Origin of the sequence: Stenotrophomonas sp. (assembly GCF_036662295.1) — a bacterium.
In the GTDB taxonomy this organism is placed as follows: Bacteria; Pseudomonadota; Gammaproteobacteria; order Xanthomonadales; family Xanthomonadaceae; genus Stenotrophomonas.
In genome coordinates this window covers 1-25,597 of sequence record NZ_JAVWXA010000054.1, presented here as the reverse complement: position 1 = coordinate 25,597, position 25,597 = coordinate 1, and the positions used below count along the sequence as shown (strand labels likewise).

Below are 25,597 nucleotides of genomic sequence, written 5' to 3'. Positions count from 1 at the left end.
ACGACCTGCGTAAAGTCGGCCTGAAGGTGACCCATCCGCGGATGCGGATCCTGGCACTGCTCGAGCAGCGCACCGCCCAGCACCACATGACCGCCGAAGACATCTACCGCCAGCTGCTGGAGCACGGGGATGAAATCGGCCTGGCCACGGTTTACCGTGTGCTGACACAGTTCGAGGCCGCCGGCCTGGTGCTGAAGCACAACTTCGAAGGCGGCCAGGCCGTCTACGAGCTGGACCGGGGCGGCCACCACGACCACATGGTGGACGTGGATACCGCCAAGATCATCGAGTTCGAAAGCCACGAGATCGAGGAGCTGCAGCGCAAGATCGCCGCCGATCACGGCTACGAGTTGGAAGAGCATTCGCTGGTGCTTTACGTGCGCAAGAAGCGTCGGTAACGGCCTGGCGGCGGGGTTTCCCGTCTGCCTTGGCAGGATGGCGTGTGACCGAACCCCGGGCGATGGCCCGGGTTTTTGTTTTTCGGGGGGGGGTGGGGGTATGGGGAGCCGGCCTGCGGCCGGCACTACCCGCGGCCGCCGCGGTCGGGGCCGACCGTGGGCCGGCACGCGGCCTCACACCTGCAGCAGCTTGCGCGCGGCGGCGCGGGCTTCCTTGCTCACTTCCACGCCGCCGAGCATGCGCGCCAGCTCCTCTTCGCGGGCCTTGGGGTCCAGCTTCTCCACCGCGCTCTGGGTCATGCCGTCCACCGGGGCCTTGCTGACCCGGTAGTGGGCATGGCCCTTGGAGGCCACCTGCGGCAGGTGGGTGACGCACAGCACCTGGCGCTTCTCGCCCAGGGCGCGCAGCTTGTGCCCGACGATGTCGGCCACGGCGCCGCCGATGCCCGAATCCACTTCGTCAAAGACCATGGTCGGCACTGCGTCCAGGCCCAACGCGGCCACTTCGATGGCCAGCGAGATGCGCGACAGTTCGCCGCCGGAGGCCACCTTGCGCAACGCCCGTGGGGGCTGGCCGGCGTTGGCGGCGACCAGGAACTCCACGCGCTCGGCCCCGTTCGGGTCCGGCTTGGCCACGGCCTGCGGCTCGATCTCGATCAGGAACTGGCCGCCGCCCATGCCCAGCTCGCCGATCAGGGTGGTGGTGGTGTCCGACAGGGCCTTGGCGGCCTGCCGGCGGCTGGCGCTGAGCACCTCGGCCACGGCCTTCCACTCGCCGGCGGCGCGTTCGATCTGGCCGGCCAGCGCCTGCAGCCGCACGTCGGCGCCGCGCAGCTGCTCGACCTCGGCCTCCATGGCGTCGCGATGCTCGCCCAGGGCCTCCATCGGCACCCGGTGCTTGCGCGCCAGGTCGTGCAGGCGGCCCAGCCGGCGCTCGATGTCCTCGAACTGCTCGGGGTCGGCATCCAGGTCGTCATGGACCCGGTCCAGCAGGGCCAGCGCTTCGTCCAGCTGGATGGCGGCGCTGTCCAGCAGCGCATCCACCTCGCCCAGGCGCGGGTCGTGTTCGGCCACCCGCGAGAGGTCGTGGCGGGCCTGCTGCAACAGCTGCAGCGCCGAGGTCTCTTCATCGCCATTGAGGCGCGCGGCGGCCACGTCGCAGGCGGCGATCAGGGCACTGGCATGGGCCTGGCGGCGGTGGTTGCTGCCCAGCTGGGCGATCGAGGCCGGTTCCAGGTCTTCGCGCTGCAGTTCGCCCAGCTGGTGTTCCAGGTAGCCGATCCGGTCGCTCACATCGCCCTGGCGCGACAGCGCCTCGGCCTCGTCCACCAGCGCCTGCCAGCGCGCGGCGGCCTGGCGCACCTGGCCGCGCTCGGCCTCGTTGCGGGCGAAGGCGTCCAGCAGGGCCAGCTGGGAAGGGCGCGCCAGCAGCGCCTGCTGCTCGTGCTGGCCATGGATCTCCACCAGGGTGGCGGCCAGCTCGGTGAGCTGGGTCAGGGTGACCGGACGGCCGTTGATCCAGGCACGCGAGCCGCCGTCGGCGCGGATGATCCGGCGCAACTGGCACTGGTCCTCGTCGTCCAGCTCGTTTTCGCGCAGCCAGCGGCGCGCCGGGGCGTCCTGGCCGGGCGCGAACTCGGCCGACAGCTCGGCGCGGGCGGCGCCATGGCGGACCACGCCGCTGTCCGCGCGCAGGCCGGAGAGGAAGCCGAGGGCGTCGACCATCAGCGACTTGCCGGCGCCGGTCTCGCCGGAAACCACGGTCATGCCCGGCCCGAATTCGAGTTCGGTGGCACGGACGACGGCAAAATCCTTGATCGATAGATGTCTGAGCATGGTGGTCTGTTCGGTAGCCGCGCAAAACTAGCATGTGCCGGGGAAGGCTCCAATGACTTGCCTTCGATCCCCGCAGCCATTATCTAAGGATGCGTCTCACAGGCTGATTCCATGCACCCCTCTGCGTCACACCTTGCGCCCCGCGCCCGCCATCTGCTGCGGACGCTGATCGCGCGCCATATCCAGGACGGCGAGCCGGTGGGCTCGCAGACGCTGGCGCGGCTGGCCGGGCTGGATGTCAGCCCGGCCACCATCCGCAACATCCTTGGCGACCTGGAGGACCTGGGGCTGCTCAGTTCGCCGCATACCTCGGCCGGGCGGGTGCCCACCGCGCACGGCTACCGGGTGTTCGTGGACAGCCTGGTCAAGATGCAGCCGCCCGGCGAGGGCGAGCTGAGCCGGCTGCGTACCGAACTGGCCACCGGCAACGGCACCCAGGCCCTGCTGGGCAGCGCCTCGGAGCTGCTCTCGGCGATGAGCCATTTCGTGGGCGTGGTCAGTGCCCCGCGCCGGGAGCAGTTCGCCTTCCGGCATATCGATTTCGTGGCGCTGGACGCCGGCCGGGTGCTGGCGATCCTGGTGTTTGCCGACAATGAAGTGCAGAACCGGGTGATCGAGCCGCGGCGCAGCTTCGGCGCCGGCGAGCTGGAGCAGGTGGCCAACTATCTCAATGCCAACTGCGCCGGCCGGCCGCTGGCCGAGATCCGCCAGCGCCTGCTGCTGGAGCTGCGCGATGCCCAGTCGGAGATGGAACAGCTGCTGGCCCACGGCATCGAGCTGGCCGAACAGGCCCTGGTGCCCCCGGCTGATGACATGGTGCTGGCCGGGGCGACCCGGCTAATGGGCGTGCAGGACCTGTCCGACCTGGAGCGGCTGCGCGAGCTGTTCGACGTGTTCGCCAGCAAGCGCGAGATCCTGCAGCTGCTCGAACGCACCATCCAGGCCCCGGGCGTGCGCATCTTCATCGGCGAGGAGACCGGGGTGATGCCGCTGGAAGGGGTGTCGCTGGTGACCGCGCCGTACTCGGCCGGGGGCCAGGTGCTGGGCGTGCTGGGGGTGATCGGCCCCAAGCGGATGGCCTACGACCGCATGATCCCGCTGGTGGAAGCCACCGCCCAGGTGCTGGGCGCGGCCCTGGCCGACCCGGCCGGCGGTGGATTGTCCCGCGATCGCGCCTAAAACCCGTCGCCGGACTCTTGAATCCCGACCCCGCGCCCACATAGGGGTGGGTGGAGGCGGAGAGTCACCGCCAAGGATCCGGAAATGAACCAAGATCAGCCCGATATCGCATCCCAGCATCCCGCCGGTGAACCGGCGGCCGAGCCGTCCCTGCAGCAGCAGCTGGACAGCCTGCACAACGAAGTTGCCCTGCTGCGCGCCGAGTCGCTGCGCGAGCGCGCCGACCTGGACAACCAGCGCAAGCGCGTGGCCCGTGACGTCGAACAGGCCCGCCGCTTCGCCAACGAGAAGCTGCTGGGCGAACTGCTGCCGGTGTTCGACAGCCTGGACGCCGGCCTGAACAGCGCCGGTGCCGAGCCCAGCCCGCTGCGCGAGGGCCTGGAGCTGACCTACAAGCAGCTGCTCAAGGTGGCCGCCGACAACGGCCTGACCCTGCTGGACCCGACCGGCCAGGCCTTCAACCCGGACCACCACCAGGCCATCAGCCAGGCCGACGCCCCCGGCGCGGCCCCGGGCAGCGTGGTCCAGGTGTTCCAGAAGGGCTACCTGCTCAACGATCGCCTGCTGCGCCCGGCCCTGGTCGTGGTGGCCCGCGATTGATCTCGACCGGACGCTGAACGCGTTCGGGTGGCATCGGACGCTGTGTTTGATGGATGGCTTGAAAGTCCTCCCGGCGTCCCACACATCCCATTCATAACCCGGCACTGGCCGGATGTTCCCAGAACTTTCAGGAGTCTCCCTCATGGGCAAGATCATTGGTATCGACCTCGGCACCACCAACTCGTGCGTGGCGATCATGGACGGCGGCAAGGCCCGCGTCATCGAAAACGCCGAGGGTGACCGCACCACGCCGTCCATCGTCGCCTACACCAAGGACGGCGAAGTGCTGGTGGGTGCCTCGGCCAAGCGCCAGGCCGTCACCAACCCGAAGAACACCTTCTACGCCGTCAAGCGCCTGATCGGCCGCAAGTTCACCGACGCTGAAGTCCAGAAGGACATCGCGCACGTGCCATACGGCATCCTGGCCCACGACAACGGCGATGCCTGGGTGCAGACCAGCGATGCCAGGAAGATGGCGCCGCAGGAAATCTCCGCCCGCGTGCTGGAGAAGATGAAGAAGACCGCCGAAGCCTTCCTGGGCGAGACGGTCACCGAGGCGGTGATCACCGTGCCGGCCTACTTCAACGACAGCCAGCGCCAGGCCACCAAGGATGCCGGTCGCATCGCCGGCCTGGACGTCAAGCGCATCATCAACGAGCCGACCGCCGCGGCGCTGGCCTATGGCCTGGACAAGGGCGACAACAAGGATCGCAAGATCGTGGTGTACGACCTGGGCGGCGGCACCTTCGACGTGTCGGTGATCGAGATCGCCAACGTCGACGGTGAGAAGCAGTTCGAAGTGCTGGCCACCAACGGCGACACCTTCCTGGGCGGCGAAGACTTCGACAACCGCGTCATCGAATACCTGGTGGACGAGTTCAACAAGGACCAGGGCATCGACCTGCGCAAGGATCCGCTGGCCCTGCAGCGCCTGAAGGATGCGGCCGAGCGCGCCAAGATCGAGCTGTCCAGCGCCCAGCAGACCGAAGTGAACCTGCCGTACGTCACCGCCGATGCCTCCGGCCCGAAGCACCTGAACATCAAGCTGACCCGCGCCAAGCTGGAAGCGCTGGTGGAAGAGCTGATCAAGAAGTCGATCGAGCCGTGCCGCGTGGCGTTGAACGACGCCGGGCTGCGCTCGAGCGACATCAGCGAAGTGATCCTGGTCGGCGGCCAGACCCGCATGCCGAAGGTGCAGCAGGCCGTCACCGAGTTCTTCGGCAAGGAACCGCGCAAGGACGTCAACCCGGACGAAGCCGTGGCACTGGGTGCGGCGATCCAGGGCGGCGTGCTGGGCGGCGACGTCAAGGACGTGCTGCTGCTGGACGTGACCCCGCTGTCGCTGGGCATCGAAACCATGGGCGGTGTGTTCACCAAGATCATCGAGAAGAACACCACCATCCCGACCAAGGCCTCGCAGGTGTTCTCCACCGCCGAGGACAACCAGTCGGCCGTGACCGTGCACGTGCTGCAGGGTGAGCGCGAGCAGGCCCGCTTCAACAAGTCGCTGGCCAAGTTCGACCTGTCCGGCATCGAGCCGGCCCCGCGCGGCATGCCGCAGGTGGAAGTGTCCTTCGACATCGACGCCAACGGCATCCTGCACGTGTCGGCCAAGGACAAGAAGACCAACAAGGAACAGAAGGTCGAGATCAAGGCCGGTTCGGGCCTGTCCGAGGACGAGATCGCGCGCATGGTGGCCGATGCCGAGGCCAACCGCGAAGAAGACAAGAAGTTCCACGAGCTGGTCCAGGCCCGCAACCAGGCCGACGCGCTGATCCACGGTACCCGTACCGCGATCACCGAGCACGGCAGCAAGGTTGGCGGTGATGTGATCGGCAAGGTGGAGTCGGCCCTGGCCGACCTGGAAACGGCGATGAAGGGCGACGACAAGGCGCAGATCGAAGCCAAGTCGAAGGTGCTGGAAGAAGCCGGCCAGGCGCTGTTCGCTGCCTCGGCGGCGGCCGAGCAGGGCGGTGCCGCCCCGGGTGCCGACGCCGGTGCCAACAACGGCGCGCACGACGATGTGGTCGACGCCGAGTTCACCGAAGTCAAGGACGACAAGAAGTCCTGATCCGGACCATGACGCGGGACGTTGCGCAGGCAGCGTCCCGTCGTCGTTTCCCCAGGGTCCTGGCAGCCGTCACACGGTTTGTCGGGGCGCCCCGGCGCAAGAGCGGACCTGGTTCCGCTCTTCCGCTTTGACGAATCCCGACTTCCGGAACCCGATTCAACACCATGAGCAAGCGCGATTACTACGAAGTGCTGGGCGTCTCCCGCACGGCCAGCGAAGAAGAACTGAAGAAGTCCTATCGCCGCTGCGCGATGAAGTACCACCCGGACCGCAACCCCGGCGACGCGGCGGCCGAAGCCTCCTTCAAGGAGTGCAAGGAAGCCTACGAAACGCTGTCCGATGCCAACAAGCGGCGCATGTACGACGCGCACGGCCATGCCGCGTTCGAGCACGGCATGGGCGGTGGCGGTGGTGCCGGCGGCCCGGACATGGGCGACATCTTCGGTGACATCTTCGGCAACATCTTCGGCGGTGCCGCCGGCGGTGGCCAGCGCCAGGCCCGTCGTGGCGCCGATGTGGGCTACGTGATGGAGCTGGACCTGGAAGAAGCGGTGATGGGCGTGGAGCGCCGCATCGAGATTCCGACGTTGGCCGAGTGCGACGACTGCCATGGCAGTGGCTCGGAAGACGGCAAGGTGGATACCTGCAGCGTGTGCCATGGGCATGGCCAGGTGCGCATCCAGCGCGGCATCTTCGCGATGCAGCAGGCGTGCCACAACTGCAACGGGCGCGGCAAGATCATCCAGACGCCGTGCAAGACCTGCCACGGCAATGGCCGCGTGGAAGAAGACAAGGTGCTGTCGGTGAAGGTGCCTGCGGGCGTGGACACCGGCGACCGTATCCGTCTGTCCGGCGAAGGCGAGGCCGGCCCGGCCGGCACGCCGCCGGGTGATCTGTACGTGGAAGTGCGGGTGCGCGAGCACGCGATCTTCCAGCGCGACGGCGATGACCTGCACTGCGAGGTGCCGATCCGGATCTCGCAGGCGGCACTGGGCGATACGGTGCGCGTGGCGACGCTGGGCGGCTATGCGGAGATTCGCATTCCGGCCGAGACGCAGACCGGCAAGCTGTTCCGCCTGCGTGGCAAGGGCGTGCGTTCGGTGCGCAGCCGTGGCGAGGGCGATCTTTACTGCCGCGTGGTGGTGGAGACCCCGGTCAACCTGACGCCGGAGCAGCGCAAGCTGCTGGAGCAGTTCGAAACCACCTTCACCGGCGAAGAAGCGCGCAAGCACTCGCCGAAGTCGGCCACGTTCATCGATGGCGTGAAGGGTTTCTGGGACCGGATGACTTCGTAAGCGAGGCCGGTTCCTGCGATGCACCCAAGGCCCGCTGGCAACAGCGGGCCTTTTTTGCGCACCGTTCCGGAGGGGTAGAGCCACCCCATGGGTGGCTGCCTTTCGTTCCGGCACCGTAGGTAGAGCCACCCCATGGGTGGCTGCCTTTCGTTCGGGCACCGTAGGAAGAGCCACCCCATGGGTGGCTGTTTTTCGTTCCGTCAACACGCGCAGCCACCCATGGGGTGGCTCTACCCGATCCGGCATCGCGTGCAGCCACCCATGGGGTGGCTCTACCTGTTCCGGCATCGCGTGCAGCCACCCATGGGGTGGCTCTACCTGTTCGGGCACGGCGCGCAGCCACCCATGGGGTGGCTCTACCGTGGCGGAAGGGGGCGTAAAATGCGCGGATGAACGATACCCTCGAAAGCCACCTGGTCCACGGCCGCCGCCAGCGCCCGGACGGTCCGTCGCCGGTCGACGTCATCTCGGTACAGTCGCAGCTGGTGTATGGCTATGCCGGCAACAGCGCCGCCGTGCCGCCGCTGCGCGCGCTCGGTGTGCGCGTGGCCGAAGTGCCCACCACGCTGCTCAGCAATGCGCCGTTCTATCCGACCACGCGCGGTTGCGTGCTGCCGGCGGACTGGTTCGCCGAGCTGCTGCTGGGCGCGAGCGAGCGCGGCCTGCCGCAGCGCGCCCGCATGCTGGTGTCCGGTTACTTCGGCAGCGTGGGCAACGGTGCCGCCTTCGCCGACTGGCTGGACCAGGTGCTGCCGGCCTCGCCGCAGCTGCGCTACTGCCTGGACCCGGTGATCGGCGACACCCACACCGGCCCCTACGTGGAACCCGGGCTGGAAACCATTTTTGCCGAACGCCTGCTGCCGCACGCCTGGCTGGTGACGCCCAATGCCTTCGAACTGGGCCGTCTGACCGGCATGCCCAGCCTGGCGGAAGACGATGCCATCGCCGCCGCGCAGGCGCTGCTGGTGCGTGGCCCGCAGTGGGTGCTGGCCCACAGCGTGGGCGGCGCCCCCGGCCAGCTGGTCACGCTGGCGGTGAGCCGCGAGGCGATCTGGCGCTGGTCCTCCCCGCACCTGCCGGTGGACGTGGCCGGCACCGGCGACGTGCTGATGTCGCTGCTGGTGGCCTTCCTGCTGCGCGGCGAGTCGTTCGAACAGGCCATCTCGCGCGCGATCGCCGGCGTGCACGTGGCACTGGAAACCACCCTGGCCAATGGCCACGAAGAGTTCGACGTGCTGGCCGCTGCCCCGGCCGCGCTCGCCTTGCCGCACCGCTTCGTCCCCGAGCGCCTGGCGTGAGCGCAGCGCCGGTGGTGGTGGTGGGCATCGTCGGCAGTGCCGGCGCCTACGGGCGCTGGCTGCGCGGGTTCCTGCAGCAACGCATGGGGCTGGAGGTGATCGGCCATGATCCGGCCGACCCGCATTCGGACGACCCGGAGGTACTGCTGCAGCGCGCCGACGTGCTGGTGTTCTCCGCACCGATCCGGCACACCCCGGCCCTGATCGCCGAGTACGTCGCGCGCTCGGCCGGGCGCGAAGCCGGGCGCCTGTGGCTGGACGTGACCTCGGTGAAGAGTGCGCCGGTGGCGGCCATGCTCGCCTCGCAGGCGGACGTGGTGGGCCTGCACCCGATGACGGCCCCGCCCAAGGCGCCCACGCTGAAAGGGCGGGTGATGGTGGTCTGCCAGGCGCGCCTGTCGCGCTGGCAGCCCTGGGTGGACCAGCTCTGTGCCGCGCTGGAGGCCGAGTGCGTGCGCGCCACGCCCGAGCACCACGACCAGGTGATGGCGCTGGTGCAGGCGATGGTGCATGCCACCCACCTGGCGCAGGCCGGTGTACTGCGCGAGTACGCGCCAATGCTGGGCGCGTTGCCGGCGCTGATGCCGTACCGGTCGGCCTCCTTCGAACTGGACACGGCGATCATCGCGCGCATCCTGTCGATGAACCCGGCGATCTACGAAGACATCCAGTTCGGCAACCCGCACGTGGCACCGATGCTCGACCGCCTGCTGGCGCACCTGCAGCAGTTGCGCGCGCAGGTGGGGCACGGCGATGACGCCGCACGCGCGGCCTTCCGCCAACAGCTGTTGCTCGACAACCGCGACAGCCAGGGCCAGGCGGTGCTGGCCGAGGGCAATTACACCTTCGAGCGGGTGGGCTACCTGCTGGCTGACTTGACCGAGCGCAACGCGATCAGCGTGCATCTTCCCGAAGACCGGCCCGGCTCGCTGCGCGAACTGTTGCATGTGTTCGAGCGGCACGGCATCAGCCTGGCCTCGATCCACTCCTCGCGCACGCCGTCGGGCGAGGTGCATTTCCGGGTCGGTTTCGTGGCCGGCAGCGACGCGGCAGCACTGCAGCGCGCGGCGGTCGACATCGATGGCTCCGGCATCGGACGGGTACTGCCGCGCTGACTGCTGCAGTGAAGCATTCATCCACAGGGGGTGTGGATGAGTGGCGCACAAACATGTGGATAACCGCGCGCAGCCCTTGCCTGTAAAGGCTGTCAAGAAGGCTGGTCAGAAAATGACCAGCCTTTCGCAAACTATTTTGCTTGACCTCGCGCGCGATCTGGCGGGGGTCAGGTGACCAGGGTCAGCTCGCCGCCGGCGGTGCGGAACTGGCGCCCCTCGCGGACCAGGTGGCGGCCATCGGCCAGCTCATACCGCGCCGTGGCATCGTCGGCCGCGGCCGGGTCCTGCGGCTCCTGCTTGAACTCGATGATCACGTAGCTTTCGCCATTGGCATCGGTGGCGGGGAACTGTCGAAACGACATGGAACACCTCCTGCAGCACGGGTCGGGCACCGCTGCACGATGCACCGACCCACGTTATCGGTGCGTCGTCACTCGATGAACTGCAGGCGAGCCAGCTCCGCATACAGGCCGCCTTCGGCCAGCAGCTCGGCGTGGGTGCCTTGGGCGATGATGCGGCCGTGGTCCATCACCACGATCCGGTCGGCCTTGAGCACGGTGGCCAGGCGATGGGCGATCACCAGCGTGGTGCGCCCGGCCATGAGGCGTTCCAGCGCCTGCTGCACGGCCCGTTCGCTCTGTGCGTCCAGCGCGCTGGTGGCTTCGTCCAGCAGCAGGATCGGCGCATCCTTGAGCAGTGCGCGGGCGATGGCGATGCGCTGCTGCTGGCCGCCGGACAGGCGCGCGCCGCGCTCGCCCAGCTCGCTCAGGTAGCCCTCCGGCAGCGCCTGCAGGAACTCATCGGCCTCCGCCGCTTCGGCGGCGCGCTGCACCTCCTCGTCGGTGGCTTCCAGGCGCCCGTAACGGATGTTGTCCAGCGCGGTGCTGGCAAACAGCGTGGGCTGCTGCGGCACCAGCGCCATCTGCGCGCGCAGCTGGGCCGGATCGACCCGGCGCACGTCCACGCCGTCCACCAGGATGCGGCCGGCGGCCGGATCGTGGAAGCGCAGCAGCATCGACAGCACCGTGCTCTTGCCGGCACCGGACGGACCGACCAGCGCGACGGTCTCGCCCGGGCGCACGTGCAGGTCGAACTGGTCCAGCGCGGCGGTGTCCGGGCGCTGCGGGTAGTGGAACAGCACCGACTCGAACCGGATCTCGCCACGCAGCGGCGTGGGCAGCGGCAGCGGATCGGCCGGGGTGGTGATCTCGATGTCTTCCTGCAGCAGCTCGGCGATCCGGCCCATGCCGCCGGAGGCGCGTTGCAGCTCGTTCCAGACCTCGGCCAGCGCGCCCACCGAGCCGCCGCCGATCAAGGCATACAGCACGAACTGCCCCAGCGTGCCGGCGGTCATCCGACCGTCGATGACGTCATGCGCGCCCAGCCACAGCACGCCCACGATCGCGCCGAACACCAGCACGATGGCGGTGGCGGTCACCAGCGACTGGGCGCCGATGCGGCGCCGCGCGGCGCGGATCGACTCGCCCAGCGCGGCGTTGAAGCGGCCGCGCTCATACGGCTCGCGCGCATGCGCCTGCACGGTGCGCACTGCGCCCAACGTTTCGGCTGCCAGGCTGTTGGCATCGGCGATGCGGTCCTGGCTGGCGCGCGAGATGCCACGCAGGCGGCGCGCGCCGATGATGATGGGCAGCACCGCCAGCGGGATGCCCACCAGTGACCACGCGGCCAGGCGCGGGCTGGTCACAAACAGCATGACCAGGCTGCCCACCACGGTGACGCTGCTGCGCAGGGCCACCGACATGGTGGAGCCGATCACGCTGCGCAGCAGCTCGCTGTCGGCGGTCAGGCGCGAGACCAGCTCGCCGCTGCGGCTGCGGTCGTGGAAGCCGGCGCCGAGCGCGATCAGGTGGGCATACAGGCGGCTGCGCAGGTCGGCCACCACTTTTTCGCCCAGCAGCGAGACGAAGAAGAACCGCGCCGCCGTGGCCAGCGCCAGCAGCACGGCCACCAGGAACAGCAGCGCGAAGGCGCGGTTGATCTGGCCGCTGTCGTTGAAGCCGTGGTCGATCATCTGCTTGACCGCCGGCGGCAGGCTCAGCGTGGCCACCGAGGACAGCGCCAGGGCAACCAGCCAGGCCACGAACAGGCCGGTATGGCGCCGCACGAACGGCCACAGCGTGCCCAGGCTGCCGAGCCGGTGGGCCGGCGACGTCGGCGGGGGAGATGTCTCAGTCATTCAGGGGGCCTGGTTCGGGGCATGTTTCGATGCGGATACGATCACGGGTGGCGTCGCGCAGGCGGGTTTTCAATGCATCGGCCTGGTCGGCCGGCAACCGCAGGGTCAGGTCCACCCCGTTCGCGGTGAAGGTTTCGTCCAGCTTTTCAGCCCCGTGCGCCGCCAGCGCCGCATGCAGGGCGCCGAGGTCGTCGAAACCGGCCTGCACCTGCAACGCGGCCAAGGCCACCAGCGGCTGCCGCGGGGCGATGCGCAGGCACTCGGCGGCCGTGCCGCCGTAGGCGCGGACCAGGCCACCGGCGCCCAGCTTGATGCCGCCATACCAGCGGATCACCACCACCATCACCCGGTCAAAGCCCTGGCCATCGATCGCGGCCAGGATCGGGCGACCGGCGGTGCCGGCCGGTTCGCCATCGTCACTGGAGCGGTACTCGCTGCCGTGGCGGTAGGCCCAGCAGTTGTGGGTGGCCTCGGGCACGGCGACCTGCTGGAGGAAGGCCAGCGCGGCTGCCGGCGTGTCGATCGGCGCGGCGTGGGCGATGAAGCGGCTGTGCTTGATCTCCAGGCTGTGGCTGACGACGGTGGCGAGCGTATCGGGCATTGCCGCCATTGTAGGTGACGACCGTGGGTCGTCACACGCCGCTCAGTTGTCCAGCAGCTGGCGCACGTCGCGCGGCACGCGGGCTTCCGGATACTGCTGCAGATAGCGTTCCAGGCTCGCGCGGGCCGTGTCCAGGTCACCGGCATCGCGACGCTCGCGGATGCGCTTGAGCCATTGCTTGCGCGGCAACAACGCATCGGCCTCCACGGCCGCCTCCACCGCCGAGGCGGAGAGGCCACCGGCGGCGGCCGACGGCGCCGCGCGCCGCATCACGCCCGGCGCGCCGCGTGCCGACTCGGCCGCCATCGGTGCTGCGCTGCGGTTGGCGCGGTACGCCGTGCTCGCACCGGTGGTGGTCACCCGATCCAGCGTGGCGGCGGCGGCGTCCTCGCGTGCCTCGGCCGGTGCCGGAGCCTGCATCGGCGCCGCCGGGGCGGGGGGCGGCGCGGGCAACGCGGCCACGGCAGCGGGCGCGGGGCTGTGCAGGACCGGTTCGCGCATTGGCGCCGGTGCCATTGAAGGGGCGGGTGCCGCCTTCGGCGGGGACGGCGCGTTCTCCGTCATCGCCTTGGCGGCGGCTGCCACCTGCGCGTGGTCGGCCTCGGCCGGGGCGGCTGCGGCGCGGGCCGCCGCTGCCGGCGGTGGCGCGACCGGTGCGACCGGTGCGACCGGTGCGATCGAGGCGTTGGGTACGTTTGGTGCCGCCGCAGGCGCTGCCTCCGGCATCGGCGCGCTTTCGGCCGCCATGGGCACCGCGGGCGCATCGGGCTTGAGCTGCCAGGCGATGCCCACGGCGAACACGACCGAGGCCGCCAGCCCCAGCGCTGCCGGCAGCCGCGAGCGCGGACGCCGCGGCGGGGCGGCCTGCGCTGGCGGCACGACGTCCACCGGCACGGCGGCCGCTGCCGGCTGCACGGCCGCGCGTGCGGCGGCCAGCACCGCCGCATCCACCGCCGACGGCGGCGCGACCGGGGTAGCCCGACCGAGCAGGCGCGACAGTTCGCGTTCTTCGGGGGTCAGCGGATCGGACGGGTTCATTCGGCCAACCCCGCGCGGAGTTTGTCCATCGCATAGCGCAACCGGGATTTGACGGTCTCCCGGCCCACCCCGGTGATCTGGGCGATCTCTTCCAGGCTCAGCTCCTGCTCCAGCCGCAACTGCAGTACCTCGCGCTGCTCATCGGGCAGCTGCTCCATCGCCAGCTGCAGGTGGCGGCGCTGTTCGAACTCGGACAGCTGGGTCTCCGGCGTGCGCGTATCGCTCATCCGCGCCACCCGCTCCTCGGCGTCGCCCGGGGCAGGGGGGCGGTGCCGGGATGCGCGCCAATGATCATTGAGCCGATTGTGGGCAATCCGGAACAGCCAGATGGTGAAGGCGGCCTCGGGCTGCCAGCCGGCACGGGCGGCAATCACGCGCTGCCAGACGTCCTGGAACATTTCATCGGCCAGCGCGGCATCGCGCAGCTGCCGCAGCAGGAAGCTGTACAGGCGGCCGCGGTGGCGGGCATAGAGGGTTTCGAAGGCGCGCAGCTCGCCGCCGGCCCAGGCCAGCATCAGTGATTCGTCGGTTGGCAGGGCGGCGGCATCCACGCCGCACAGCGTAAGCGCTGGGCAGCGTTCCGTATAGCGGGATGGGCGTGGCGGCGCGGCGGCGGCGGGCATGGCGGGGCACGGAGGAAGGACACCTCCTTCAACGTCCGGGGGCGCTGAACGGGGTCGCGGGCTTCCATTGCCCCCCGGTGGGCGCGTTATGCTCAGGGCACAGGGGAGGTGCCGGGCATCCGGTGCCAGAAGAGATGAACATGTTGTCCAGCCAGATGGTGACGTCCGTGGGGCATCCTGATCGTGACGCAGCGGTTTCCGCTGCGCTGGCGCAGGCGCTGTGCGCGTTGCTGCCCGAGGGCGCGCAGGTGGCGCTGGCGTGGTCGGACGCGGGGCTGGGCGAAGGCTGCCTGGCCCATCCGGCGCCGGCGCAGGGCACCGCCGGCTTGCTGGATGCGCTGCTGGGCGGGCCGGTTGGCGCGCAGGCGGCGCTGCGCCGTTGGCAGCACCAGGGCAGCGAGCTGGCCGTGCGCGCGCTGGACGCCGACGGCAGCGCCCCCGACCCGGGCTGGTGGGCCATCGCGCGGCTGAGTTTGGAGTCGGCGCTGGCACTGGCCCGCCAGCGCGAGCAGATCACCTCGCTGGAGACCTCCAAGCGCCTGCAGCAGGCGCTGTACGAGATCGCCGACCTGGCCGGCGCGGACCTGGAAATGACCGAGATGCTGCGGCATTTCCACCGCGTGCTGAACTCGCTGATGTATGCGCAGAACTGCTACATCGTCGAGTACGACGACGTGCGTCGGCGCGTGCGGTTCCTGTATTTCGCCGACCAGCGCGACACCTTCGAGGCCGATCCGGACCGCAGCTACGAAGAACACGAGATGCCGCGCAGCCTGACCTTCGCGCTGCTGCGCCACGGCCAGCCGCTGAGCGGGCCGTCCAACGAGCTGCTGGCGGCGATGAACGACGAGTACGACCCGGTCACCGGCCCGGAAAGCCTGGACTGGATGGGCGTGCCGATGCTGCGCGAGGGGCGGGTGTGCGGCGCCATCGTGGTGCAGAGCTACGAGCAGCGCGTGCGCTACAACGAAGCCGACCGCACCCTGCTGGGCTACGTGGCCCAGCACATCCTGACCGCGATGGACCGGCGCCAGGCGCAGGTGCAGCTGGAGCGCCAGGTGGAGCGGCGCACGCTGGAACTGCAGCGCGCCAACCGCAGCCTGCAGGATGAAGTGGTCGAGCGCCGCCGCGCGGAGAAGCTGCAGCTGGCGCTGTTCAACATCGCCGAGATGGCGATGAGCGCCGAGAGCCTGGCCCAGTTCTACGTGCAGGTGCACGGGGTGGTCGGCACGCTGCTGGACGCGCGCAATTTCTACATCGCCCTGGTCAACGAAAACGGCGACGGCCTGGATTTCGTGTACTCGGTGGACGAATACAACGCCGCGCGCGCGCCGCGGCCCTTCAGCAAGGGGCTGACCGAATTCATCGTGCGCAACCGCCAGCCGCTGCTCGCCTCGCGCGAGCACATCGATGCGCTGCGCGCCGCCGGCCGGGTGCGCGAGTTCGGCGCGCGCTCGCATTGCTGGCTGGGCGTGCCGCTGCTCAGCGATGACGACGTGGTGGGCGTGATCGTGGTGCAGAGCTACTCGCCGGAAGTGAGCTTCACCGCGCACGACCAGCGGCTGCTCACCTTCGTGGCGCAGAACATCGGCAATGGCCTGGCCCGCCAGCGCGACCAGGAACGCCTGCGCAATGCCCACGCCGAGCTGGAAAAACGCGTGGAGGAGCGCACCCGCGAGCTGGCCGAGGTCAACGACAAGCTGCTCGGCCAGATCGGCGAGCGCCTGCGCGCCGAACAGCGGCTCACCCACCAGGCCATGCACGATGCGCTGACCGGGTTGCCCAACCGCCTGCACCTGCTGGACCGGCTGGAGGATGCGATCGGGCGCGCGCGCCTGCCCGACGGCCCGCGCTTTGCGGTGCTGTTCCTGGACCTGGATCGCTTCAAGCTGGTCAACGACAGCATCGGCCATGCCGCCGGCGACCAGATGCTGGTCGAGGTGGCCAAGCGGATCGTGTCGATGATCGGCAGCGGCGACGTGGTGGCCCGACTGGGCGGGGACGAGTTCGCGATCCTGCTGCAGTGCGAACACGGCCTGGAGACGGCGCGCGACTTCTCCCAGCGCATGCTGGTGGCGCTGGAGGAATCGATGTGGGTGCAGGGCCGGGAGCTGTTCCCGTCCGGCAGCCTGGGCATCGCGATGTGGAACCCGCGCTACCGCAACGGTGAGGAGCTGGTGCGCGATGCCGATGCGGCGATGTACCGCGCCAAGGCACAGGGCAAGGACCGCTGCGCGGTGTTCGACGAGGCCATGCGCGAGGAAGCGCTGCGCAGCCTGGACCTGGAAGCGGACCTGCGCCGGGCGATCATCAACCGCGATTTCCTGCCTTATTACCAGCCGATCGTCCGCCTGGGCGATGGCGCGGTGGTCGGCTATGAGGCGCTGCTGCGCTGGCAGCACGAGCGCCGCGGCCTGCTGTTGCCCAGCGCCTTCCTCGACCTGGGCGAGGAAAGCGGCCTGATCGAGCAGGTGGACTGGCTGCTGTATGAGGACGTGATCGGGCAGCTGGCCCAGGGTGGTGAGGGCTACCTGTCGGTCAACGTGTCGCCGCGGCATTTCCGCTCGCCCGATTTCAGCGCACGCCTGTTCGGCCTGATCGAAGCGGCCGGCGCCGATCCGCGCCGCCTGCGGCTGGAGATCACCGAAGTGGCGCTGCTGGACGATGGCCCGCGCACGCTGCGCATCCTGCAGACGCTGCGCGAGCGCGGCGTGCTGGTGCAGCTGGATGATTTCGGCACCGGCTTCTCGGCGCTGTCCTACCTGCACCGCTTCCCGATCTCCACCTTGAAGATCGACCAGAGCTTCATCGCCGGCCTGCACGGGCAGGACATGCAGAGCACCTACGCCCTGGTGCAGGGCGTACTGTCCCTGGCACGCACGCTGGGCATCGAGACGGTGGGCGAGGGCATCGAGAATGATGCCCAACGCCAGACCCTGCTGCAGCTGGGCTGCGACTACGGCCAGGGCTACCTGCTGGGCCGCCCGGCGCCGATGGAAACCTTCGCCGGGTAATGCCCGCCGCGGGCCGGCAACCCCCGATCACCGCCTCACGCGATCACATCAACGCGGCGCGACGCTTCTCATCGATCCACTTGGACGCCTGCGCCGGCTCATACGCGCGCATCCACGCCAGCATGGCGTCGATGTCCGAGCCGTACCAGAGGTCGGCGCGCTGCTCGGGGTGCAGGAAGCGTTCGTCGACCATGCGGTCGATCATCCCGATCAGCGGGGCATAGAAGCCATCCACGTCCAGGAACGCGCAGGGCTTGTTGCCGATGCCGAGCTGGCGCCAGGTGAGCATCTCGAAGATCTCTTCCATGGTGCCGAAGCCGCCGGGCAGGGCCACGAACGCATCGGAGCGTTCGAACATGCGCGACTTGCGCTCGTGCATCGACCCGACGATTTCCAGCTCGGTCAGCCCGCGGTGGGCCACCTCCCAGTCGGCCAGCTGCTGCGGGATCACCCCGGTCACTTCGCCGCCGCCTTCCAGCACGGCATTGGCCACCGTGCCCATCAAGCCGACGTTGCCGCCGCCGTAGACCAGGCGCAGGCCCTCACGGGCGATGCGGTCGCCCAGGGCGATGGCGCGTTCGGTATAGATCGGCTTGCTGCCGGGGTTGGAGCCACAGTAAACACAAATCGACTTCATCGGACCTTCCTGTATTCAGAAAGCGGGGCGGCGGAAACGAAAACGCCCCGCCGGTGACCCATGTTCCGGTCGCCTGACGAGGTGTCGTTCCGCGAATGCGGGCGAGGATTATCGCGCGTTCCGGGCGGGGAGGCCAATCCAGCCCCGCCCCGGCCGCGTCAGGCCGCCTGCGACTGCTCCCGGCGCGGGCCTTCCTTCAGGGCGCGGCCCACCAGGGCGACCAGCAGGTCCAGTTCCTCGCCGTCCATGCCGAAATGCGGGGTGAAGCGCAGCGAGTTCTCGCCGCCATGGATCACGTTGATGCCGTGGTTGCGCAGCCATTCCTCGGTGGAACCGGCGCCGTAGCACTTGAACTGCGGGGCCAGTTCGCAGGAGAACAGCAGGCCGGTGCCCTGCACCTTGGTGATCAGCCCGCCCAGCTCGGCCTTGAGCTGCTCCAGCTTGCGCACCGCGTCGGCGCCGCGCGCGCGGACGTTCTCGCGCACCTGCGGGGTCAGCAGCGACAGCGTGGCGCAGGCCACGTCCAGCGCGCGCGGGTTGGAGGTCATCGTGTTGCCGTAGATGCCCTTGCGGTACAGCTGGGCGGCATGTTCGGTCACGGCCAGCACCGACAGCGGGAACTGGGCGGCATTGAGCGCCTTGGAGTAGGTCTCCATGTCCGGCGCGTCCAGGCCTTCGAAGCCGGGGTAATCCACCAGGGACAGCACGCCGTGCGCGCGCAGGCCGGCCTGGATCGAGTCGATCAGCAGCAGGCTGCCGTGCTGGCGGGTCAGTTCGCGCGCCAGGGCATAGAACGCCGGCGGCACCGAACGGCCCGGGTCGCCTTCGCCCATCACCGGCTCCAGGAACACCGCTTCGATGAACCACTGGTTCTGCTCGGCCTCGGCGAACACGCGCTTGAGCGCCTCTTCGTCGTAGGGCGGCAGCGCGATCAAGCTGTCTTCCCCGCGGTAGCTGGCCAGGTGCTGCATGTAGGTCTTGCGGCTGGAATCGGAGTACAGGCCCGGACGGTCGGTACGGCCGTGGAAGCTGCCCTTGATCACCACCCGCTTGATGCTGGCGCCGGCATGGCGGGCGCCCGGATCGGTCTGCAGCTTGGCGTTGACGTCGGCGATGCGCGCGGCCAGGCCGACCGCTTCGGAGCCGGAGTTCAGGCACATGAAGCGGGCGAACGGGCAGCCGCCACGACGGTGCCCGATCTCCTTGCGCAGCGCCTGGATGAAGCGCTGCTGGGACAGGCTGGGCGTCATCACGTTGGCCATCACCTGCGGCGCGGCCATCGCGGCCATCACCGCATCGGGGGTGTGGCCGAAGCCGAGCATGCCGTAGCCGCCGGCGTCATAGAGCACCGCACCCTTCAGGGTGACCACCCACGCGCCACGGGCGGCGAGGGCGACATACGGGGTGACCGCATCGTCGGCATAGAAATTGACGAAGCCATCCTGCATCGCATCGATCTGGTCGCGCTCGTCCAGCGCCAGCAGCGGGCCCAGGTCGGCGCGCACGCGCTCGAACTCGGCGGCGGCGGCGTCGATCGCATCGACCAGGTGCGGGTGGCCGGCGGCCAGGCGTTCCAGGCTGGCGTCATCCAGACCGGCGGTGAGGCGGGTGCCGGGCTGGGCGCGAAGGGGGGCAAGACGTTCGATGAAGCTCATTGCAGATCTCCTGACACGAATGGCGGCACGGCGGAAATGCAAAGCGCGCGTCTATTCGCGCGCGCTCCGGGAATTCCTGCTCGTGCATCTGACTTCCATCCCGATGCTAGCACGCGGCATTTCGCGCGATAACCCCGCCGAAAACTGTTGCATAGCAGCATTTTGCGCGACGTTCGCTCAATCGCGCATTGCCACCGAGGGCCAGTCGTACAATGGCCGACATTGCCTACACGTTGCCGTGCGCTCCCTTGAAAAAGTCCGATTTCAACTATGAACTGCCGCCCGAGCTGATCGCCCAGGCGCCCCTGGCCGAGCGCTCGGCCAGCCGCCTGATGCTGGTCCCGCCGGCCCCGGCCGCGGTCGACCACCGCCACCTGCGCGCCCGGCCGGAGCTGCGCAATCCCGGCGCCCTGCTGGTGTTCAACGATACCCGGGTGATCCCGGCGCGCCTGTTCGGGCAGAAGGCCAGCGGCGGCCGGGTCGAGATCCTGATCGAGCGCCTGCTCGGCGCGCAGCAGGCCCGGGCCCAGGTGGGCGCCAGCAAGTCGCCCAAGCCCGGCAGCCGGATCGCGCTGGATGCCGGCGGCGAGGCCGAGGTGCTGGGGCGCGATGGCGAGTTCTACGTGCTGCACTTCCACGTGCCCGAGGCCCTGGAACAGTGGTTGCTGCATGCCGGGCGCCTGCCGCTGCCGCCCTACATCCAGCGCGAGCCCGGCGTGGACGACCGCGAGCGCTACCAGACCGTGTTCGCCCGCGAAGTGGGCGCGGTGGCCGCCCCCACCGCCGGGCTGCATTTCGACGAAGCGCTGCTGGCGGCCCTGGCGGCCCGGGGCGTGGGCTTCGGCCACGTCACCCTGCACGTGGGCGCGGGCACCTTCCAGCCGGTGCGGGTGGATGACCTGACCGACCATGTGATGCACCGCGAGTGGCTGAACGTGGGCGCCGAGCTGGTCCAGCAGGTGCGGCGCACCCGCGCGGCTGGCGGCCGGGTGATCGGGGTGGGGACCACGGTGGTGCGCGCGCTGGAAAGCGCCATGCGCGACGGCGAGCTGCTGCCCTTTTCCGGGGAGACCCAGATCTTCATCACCCCCGGCTACCGGATCCGCAGCGTGGATGCAATGGTGACCAACTTCCACCTGCCCGAAAGCACGCTGCTGATGATGATTTCGGCCTTTGCCGGCCAGGCGCGGGTGTTCGAGGCCTACCGGGCGGCCATCGCCGAGCGCTACCGGTTCTTCAGCTACGGCGATGCGATGCTGCTGTTCCCGCAGGGGGCGTGACGGGGCCGGCGCTGCCGGGGACTGGGGCGGGGCAGGGCATTGCCCTCGGTTTTCGGCGACAATGCGCAATTATTTGCCCGAATCGCGCTCCATGTCCCGACTCCAGTTCCAGCTCCAAACCACCGACGGGCGCGCCCGTCGCGGCCGCCTGACCTTCCCGCGCGGCACCGTGGAAACCCCGGCCTTCATGCCGGTGGGCACCTATGGCACGGTCAAGGGCATCCTGCCCGAGCAGGTCCGGGCGCTGGGTGCGGAAATCATCCTGGGCAACACCTTCCACCTGTACCTGCGGCCGGGCCTGGACGTGATCGCCGACCACGGCGGCCTGCATGGCTTCGCGCGCTGGGACGGCCCGATCCTGACCGACTCCGGCGGCTTCCAGGTGTTCTCGCTGGCGCACCGGCGCAAGATCACCGAGCAGGGCGTCACCTTCGCCTCGCCGACCGACGGCGCGCGGGTGTTCCTGGGCCCGGAAGAGAGCATGAACATCCAGAAGGTGCTTGATTCGGACGTGGTGATGATCTTCGACGAGTGCACCCCGTACCCGGCCACCGAGCCGGTGGCGCGCACCTCGATGGAGCTCAGCCTGCGCTGGGCCCGCCGCAGCCGCGACGCGCACGACGCGCTGGGCAACGACGCGGCGCTGTTCGGCATCGTCCAGGGCGGGGTCCACCACGACCTGCGCAGCCGCTCGGCCGAGGGCCTGCAGCAGATCGGCTTCGACGGCTATGCCATCGGCGGGCTGGCCGTGGGCGAGCCCGAGCACGAGCGCAATGCCATGCTCGAGCACATGCACCCGATCCTGCCGGCCGACCGCCCGCGCTACCTGATGGGCGTGGGCCGCCCGGAAGACCTGGTGGAGGGCGTGGCCCGGGGCGTGGACATGTTCGATTGCGTGATGCCCACCCGCAACGCGCGCAATGGCCACTATTTCACCTCCTTCGGCACCGTCCGCATCCGCAACGCCCGCTACGAGCGCGATATGGACACCATCGAGCCGGGCTGCGGCTGCCATGCCTGCACCAGCGGCTACACCCGCTCCTACCTGCGCCACCTGGACCGCTGCAACGAAATGCTGGCGCCCATGCTGGGCACCCTCCACAACCTCTATTACTACGAAAAGCTGATGGCCGACATGCGCGCGGCGATCGAGACGGGAACCTTCGGCGCCTTCCGCGAGTCCTTCTACGCGGCCCGTGGCGTGGCCACCCCAGCCCTGTAAGGGCGCCACCGGCCCCCGGGCCGGCGGCAACACCCTGCCAAACGGCCCAAGGACGAACTCCCGGGGCCATGGCATACTTCGAGGCTGACCCCCGTTTCGCGGCGACTCCCCGGCCCACCTGGGCGGGGCGCCTCCCAACCCAAGGACACCAAATGAACCTGCTCGCCTTCCTGATTCCCGCCGCCCACGCCCAAGCCGCTGGTGGCCAGCCGCAGGGCATGGGTCTGACCACCTTGCTGTTCCCGATCATCCTGATCGCGATCATGTACTTCCTGATGATCCGCCCGCAGATGAAGCGCCAGAAGGAACACAAGGCCATGCTGGAGAAGATCAAGGTCGGCGACGAAGTGCTGACCAACGGCGGCATCGCCGGCGTGGTCAAGGGCATCGGCGACAACTTCATCACCATCGAAGTGGCCGACAACGTGCAGATCCGCGTGCAGAAGGGCGCCGTCGGCAACGTGCTGCCCACCGGCACGCTGAAGTCGGCCAACTGAGCCACCCCTTTTCCGAAGTACAACCGCGGCGCCGGGATGGGCGCCGCGCGGGACCCAAGCAATGCTCGAATTTCCACGCTGGAAGTACCTCGTCATCCTGATCGTGCTGGCCCTCAGCACGCTCTATGCGCTGCCCAACATTTACCAGAAGGACCCGGCCGTCCAGATCACCGCCAACCGTGGCGGGCAGATCGACGACGCCCTGCGCGAGCGGGTGCTGGCCGACCTCAAGAAGGCCGGGGTCAGCACCCTTGGCGCGGAGAAGGAAGGCGACAGCCTGATCGTCCGCCTGGCCGACCTGAAGGCGCAGGCCGCCGCCAGCGACACGTTGCGCGACAGCGTCGGGGAAAACTACGTGGTGGCCCTGAACCTGGCCTCCACCGTGCCGGAATGGCTGGCCAAGCTGGGCGGTCGCCCGATGGTGCTCGGCCTGGACCTCCAGGGCGGCGTGCACTTCGTGCTGCAGGTCGACCAGAAGGCGGCGCTGGACAAGCGCCTGGATGCTTACGCCGAAGACGTGCGCACCAGCCTGCGCGATGCCCGCATCGCCTACCAGTCGGTCGAGCGTCGCCCGGACAACAGCATTGTGGCCACCATCAGCCCGTCCGCCGGCGCCGATGCGGTGAGCCGTGCGCGCGAGGTCATGGCCAAGGCGCAGCCCACGCTGGGCTATGAGGTCAACGACAACCGCATCGCGGTCAAGGTGCCCGAGGCCGAGCTGAGCCAGATCGCCAACGGCGCGATCGAGCAGAACATCAACACCCTGCGCAACCGCGTCAACCAGCTGGGCGTGGCCGAGCCGATCATCCAGCGCCAGGGTGCCGACCGCGTGGTCGTGCAGCTGCCGGGCGTGCAGGACACCGCCGAAGCCAAGCGCATGATCGGTGCGACCGCCACGCTGGAATACCGCGCCGTGGTCGAAGGCAACGCGCAGGACGCCATCACCAGTGGCCGCATCCCGCCGGAAGCCAAGGTCTACCAGCGCCGTGACAGCGGCGGCCCGGTGCTGCTCAACAAGCGCGTGATCGTCACCGGTGACCAGATGGTCGCCGCCCAGGCCACCACCGACCAGAACGGCGCCGCGGCGGTCAGCGTGACGCTGAACAACGTCGGCGGCCAGCGCATGTTCGACTTCACCAGCGCCAACGTGAACAAGCCGATGGCCGTGGTCTACACCGAGCGGATCCCGACGGTGAACATGGTCGATGGCAAGGAAGTGCGCAGCTTCCGGATCAAGGAAGAGGTGATCTCGGTCGCCAACATCAACGGCGTGTTCGGCAAGAACTTCCAGACCACCGGCCTGGAGAAGAAGGAAGCCGAAGACCTGGCCAAGCTGCTGAAGTCCGGCTCGCTGGCTGCGCCGATGGATTTCGTGGAAGAGCGCGTGGTCGGCCCGAGCCTGGGTGCGGAGAACGTCAAGAACGGTATCACCGCGGTGGTCTACGCGTTCCTGTTCACCCTGGTGTTCTTCAGCGTGTACTACCGCATGTTCGGCGTGATCACCTCGCTGGCGATGCTGTTCAACCTGCTGATCGTGGTGGCGGTGATGTCCATGTTCGGTGCCACCATGACCCTGCCGGGCTTTGCCGGCCTGGCGTTGTCGGTGGGCCTGTCGGTGGACGCCAACGTGCTGATCAACGAGCGTATCCGTGAAGAGCTGCGGGCCGGCATGCCGGGCAAGACCGCGATCGTGACCGGTTACGACCGTGCCAGCGGCACCATCCTCGACGCCAACCTGACCGGCCTGATCGTCGGCGTGGCGCTGTACGCATTCGGTACCGGCCCGCTGAAGGGCTTCGCGCTGACCATGATCATCGGTATTTTCGCTTCGATGTTCACGGCGATCACCGTGTCGCGCGCCCTGGCGACGCTGATCTACGGTCGTCGCAAGAAGCTCCAGAACGTGGCCATCTGACGGGACGACACGCACAATGAAACTGTTTCCGCTGCATATCCTCCCGAACGACACCAAGATCGACTTCATGCGTTGGCGTCATGCCGCCATGGTGGTCACCCTGCTGCTGTTCATCGGTTCGATCGCGCTGATTGCCACCAAGGGCTTCAACTACGCCCTGGACTTCACCGGTGGTACGTTGATCGAGGCCCGTTTCGAGCGCCAGGTGGACGTCGAAGACGTCCGCGCCCGGCTCGAGGCGAACGGCTTTGAAGGCGCCCAGGTGCAGAGTTTCGGTGGCAACACCGACCTGCTGATCCGCCTGGCCCCGCAGGGCGAACACGCACCCGGCACGGGCAACTCGGCCAGTGACCAGCAGACCGCCGCAGCGGTGGTGAAGGCCATCTCGCTGGGCGACAACAAGGCCACGATCCAGCGCAACGAGTTCGTGGGCCCGCAGGTCGGCAAGGACCTGGCGATGAACGGCCTGTACGCCACGCTGTTCATGCTGGTGGGCTTCCTGATCTACATCGCGTTCCGCTTCGAATGGAAGTTCGCGATCACCGCCAGCATCGTGGCGCTGTTCGACCTGCTGGTCACGGTGGCGTACATCTCGGCCATCGGCCGCGAGTTCGACCTGACCGTGCTGGCCGGTCTGCTGTCGGTGATGGGCTTTGCGATCAACGACATCATCGTGGTGTTCGACCGTGTCCGCGAAAACTTCCGCAGCCTGCGCGTGGAACCGCTGGAAGTGCTGAACCGCTCGATCAACCAGACGCTGTCGCGTACGGTGATCACCGCGGTGATGTTCTTCCTGTCGGCCCTGGCGCTGTATCTGTACGGCGGCACCTCGATGGAAGGCCTGGCCGAAACCCACATGGTGGGCGCGGTGATCGTGGTGCTGTCCTCGATCCTGGTAGCCGTGCCGATGCTGACCATCGGTGCGCTGCGCGTGACCAAGCAGGACCTGCTGCCCAAGGCCAAGGACATCGAGGCGCTCGAGCGTCGTCCGTAAGCCACCGGCTGCATGCAGCACCTGAAAAGCCGCGCCCTGCGCGGCTTTTCTTTGGTTCTTCGCCCATCTGCGGGGTTAAGGCTTTGCTGAAGCACGCGCGTGCATGCCTTGTCGCTTGGGGCGGGTACGGGC

21 protein-coding genes are annotated in these 25,597 nt (G+C 68.8%); 13 read left to right on the top strand and 8 right to left on the bottom strand.

Features of this window, described 5'->3' with window-relative positions:
• A partial coding sequence (gene fur, locus RSA25_RS11930; RefSeq protein ID WP_332809097.1) for a ferric iron uptake transcriptional regulator occupies positions 1-398 on the top strand: 398 nt, incomplete at its 5' end.
• Between the two features lie 174 nt (positions 399-572).
• Here fur and recN read toward each other — a convergent pair.
• Positions 573-2,234: a DNA repair protein RecN gene (recN, locus tag RSA25_RS11925; RefSeq protein ID WP_332809096.1), complete on the bottom strand. Its 1,662-nt coding sequence runs from the start codon at positions 2,232-2,234 to the stop codon at positions 573-575.
• Between the two features lie 111 nt (positions 2,235-2,345).
• On the opposite strand from recN, the gene hrcA reads away from it, so the two are divergent.
• The 6 genes from hrcA to RSA25_RS11895 all read left to right on the top strand — a co-directional run bounded on the left by hrcA (position 2,346) and on the right by RSA25_RS11895 (position 9,792).
• The gene (gene hrcA, locus RSA25_RS11920; RefSeq protein WP_332809095.1) at positions 2,346-3,413 is read left to right on the top strand and encodes a heat-inducible transcriptional repressor HrcA; all 1,068 of its coding nucleotides are present in this window, start codon (positions 2,346-2,348) and stop codon (positions 3,411-3,413) included.
• A gap of 84 nt (positions 3,414-3,497) precedes the next feature.
• On the top strand, positions 3,498-4,013 hold the full coding sequence (gene grpE / locus RSA25_RS11915) for a nucleotide exchange factor GrpE (RefSeq protein ID WP_332809094.1): 516 nt from the start codon (positions 3,498-3,500) through the stop codon (positions 4,011-4,013).
• Positions 4,014-4,155: 142 nt separating this feature from the next.
• Positions 4,156-6,084, top strand: coding sequence for a molecular chaperone DnaK (dnaK, locus tag RSA25_RS11910; RefSeq protein WP_332809093.1), 1,929 nt, complete (start codon positions 4,156-4,158; stop codon positions 6,082-6,084).
• 164 nt (positions 6,085-6,248) lie between these two features.
• Positions 6,249-7,379 (top strand): molecular chaperone DnaJ, encoded by a 1,131-nt coding sequence (gene dnaJ, locus RSA25_RS11905; protein ID WP_332809092.1) that lies wholly within the window; start codon positions 6,249-6,251, stop codon positions 7,377-7,379.
• Between the two features lie 389 nt (positions 7,380-7,768).
• Complete coding sequence (gene pdxY / locus RSA25_RS11900) at positions 7,769-8,677, top strand: pyridoxal kinase (protein WP_332809091.1); 909 nt, start codon at positions 7,769-7,771, stop codon at positions 8,675-8,677.
• Positions 8,674-9,792 carry a prephenate dehydrogenase gene (locus tag RSA25_RS11895; RefSeq protein WP_332809090.1) on the top strand — a complete coding sequence of 373 codons (1,119 nt, stop codon included), beginning with the start codon at positions 8,674-8,676 and terminating at the stop codon, positions 9,790-9,792. Before pdxY ends, RSA25_RS11895 begins: the two co-directional genes overlap by 4 nt.
• A 167-nt stretch (positions 9,793-9,959) precedes the next feature.
• Here RSA25_RS11895 and RSA25_RS11890 read toward each other — a convergent pair whose 3' ends face one another.
• The 5 genes from RSA25_RS11890 to RSA25_RS11870 form a co-directional block, all read right to left on the bottom strand.
• Positions 9,960-10,154: a hypothetical protein gene (locus RSA25_RS11890; RefSeq protein WP_332809089.1), complete on the bottom strand. Its 195-nt coding sequence runs from the start codon at positions 10,152-10,154 to the stop codon at positions 9,960-9,962.
• 68 nt (positions 10,155-10,222) lie between these two features.
• A complete protein-coding gene (locus RSA25_RS11885; protein ID WP_332809088.1) occupies positions 10,223-11,989 on the bottom strand; it encodes an ABC transporter transmembrane domain-containing protein in 1,767 nt (588 codons plus the stop codon).
• On the bottom strand, positions 11,982-12,590 hold the full coding sequence (locus RSA25_RS11880) for a YigZ family protein (protein WP_332809087.1): 609 nt from the start codon (positions 12,588-12,590) through the stop codon (positions 11,982-11,984). The genes RSA25_RS11885 and RSA25_RS11880 overlap by 8 nt, the downstream gene beginning before the upstream one ends.
• A gap of 42 nt (positions 12,591-12,632) precedes the next feature.
• Positions 12,633-13,628 carry a hypothetical protein gene (locus RSA25_RS11875; protein WP_332809086.1) on the bottom strand — a complete coding sequence of 332 codons (996 nt, stop codon included), beginning with the start codon at positions 13,626-13,628 and terminating at the stop codon, positions 12,633-12,635.
• Entirely contained in the window at positions 13,625-14,143 is a 519-nt protein-coding gene (locus tag RSA25_RS11870; protein WP_332809085.1) for an RNA polymerase sigma factor, read from the bottom strand. Before RSA25_RS11870 ends, RSA25_RS11875 begins: the two co-directional genes overlap by 4 nt.
• A 242-nt stretch (positions 14,144-14,385) precedes the next feature.
• Here RSA25_RS11870 and RSA25_RS11865 point away from each other — a divergent pair, with 242 nt between their 5' ends.
• A complete protein-coding gene (locus RSA25_RS11865; protein WP_332809084.1) occupies positions 14,386-17,265 on the top strand; it encodes an EAL domain-containing protein in 2,880 nt (959 codons plus the stop codon).
• Between the two features lie 43 nt (positions 17,266-17,308).
• Here the strand turns inward: RSA25_RS11865 and RSA25_RS11860 are convergent, their stop codons facing one another.
• A complete protein-coding gene (locus RSA25_RS11860) occupies positions 17,309-17,902 on the bottom strand; it encodes a TIGR00730 family Rossman fold protein (RefSeq protein WP_332809083.1) in 594 nt (197 codons plus the stop codon).
• A 158-nt stretch (positions 17,903-18,060) separates the two neighbouring features.
• Positions 18,061-19,557: an aminotransferase class III-fold pyridoxal phosphate-dependent enzyme gene (locus RSA25_RS11855; protein ID WP_332809082.1), complete on the bottom strand. Its 1,497-nt coding sequence runs from the start codon at positions 19,555-19,557 to the stop codon at positions 18,061-18,063.
• A gap of 212 nt (positions 19,558-19,769) precedes the next feature.
• Between RSA25_RS11855 and queA the strand changes: the two genes are divergently transcribed.
• The 5 genes from queA to secF all read left to right on the top strand — a co-directional run bounded on the left by queA (position 19,770) and on the right by secF (position 25,465).
• The gene (gene queA, locus RSA25_RS11850; protein WP_332809081.1) at positions 19,770-20,837 is read left to right on the top strand and encodes a tRNA preQ1(34) S-adenosylmethionine ribosyltransferase-isomerase QueA; all 1,068 of its coding nucleotides are present in this window, start codon (positions 19,770-19,772) and stop codon (positions 20,835-20,837) included.
• Positions 20,838-20,928: 91 nt separating this feature from the next.
• Positions 20,929-22,059, top strand: a complete 1,131-nt coding sequence (gene tgt, locus RSA25_RS11845; RefSeq protein WP_332809080.1) for a tRNA guanosine(34) transglycosylase Tgt — start codon at positions 20,929-20,931, stop codon at positions 22,057-22,059.
• A gap of 152 nt (positions 22,060-22,211) precedes the next feature.
• Entirely contained in the window at positions 22,212-22,556 is a 345-nt protein-coding gene (gene yajC, locus RSA25_RS11840; protein WP_332809079.1) for a preprotein translocase subunit YajC, read from the top strand.
• 61 nt (positions 22,557-22,617) lie between these two features.
• Positions 22,618-24,471, top strand: a complete 1,854-nt coding sequence (gene secD / locus RSA25_RS11835; protein ID WP_332809078.1) for a protein translocase subunit SecD — start codon at positions 22,618-22,620, stop codon at positions 24,469-24,471.
• 16 nt (positions 24,472-24,487) lie between these two features.
• Positions 24,488-25,465 (top strand): protein translocase subunit SecF, encoded by a 978-nt coding sequence (gene secF / locus RSA25_RS11830; protein WP_332809077.1) that lies wholly within the window; start codon positions 24,488-24,490, stop codon positions 25,463-25,465.
• Positions 25,466-25,597: the final 132 nt, after the last annotated feature.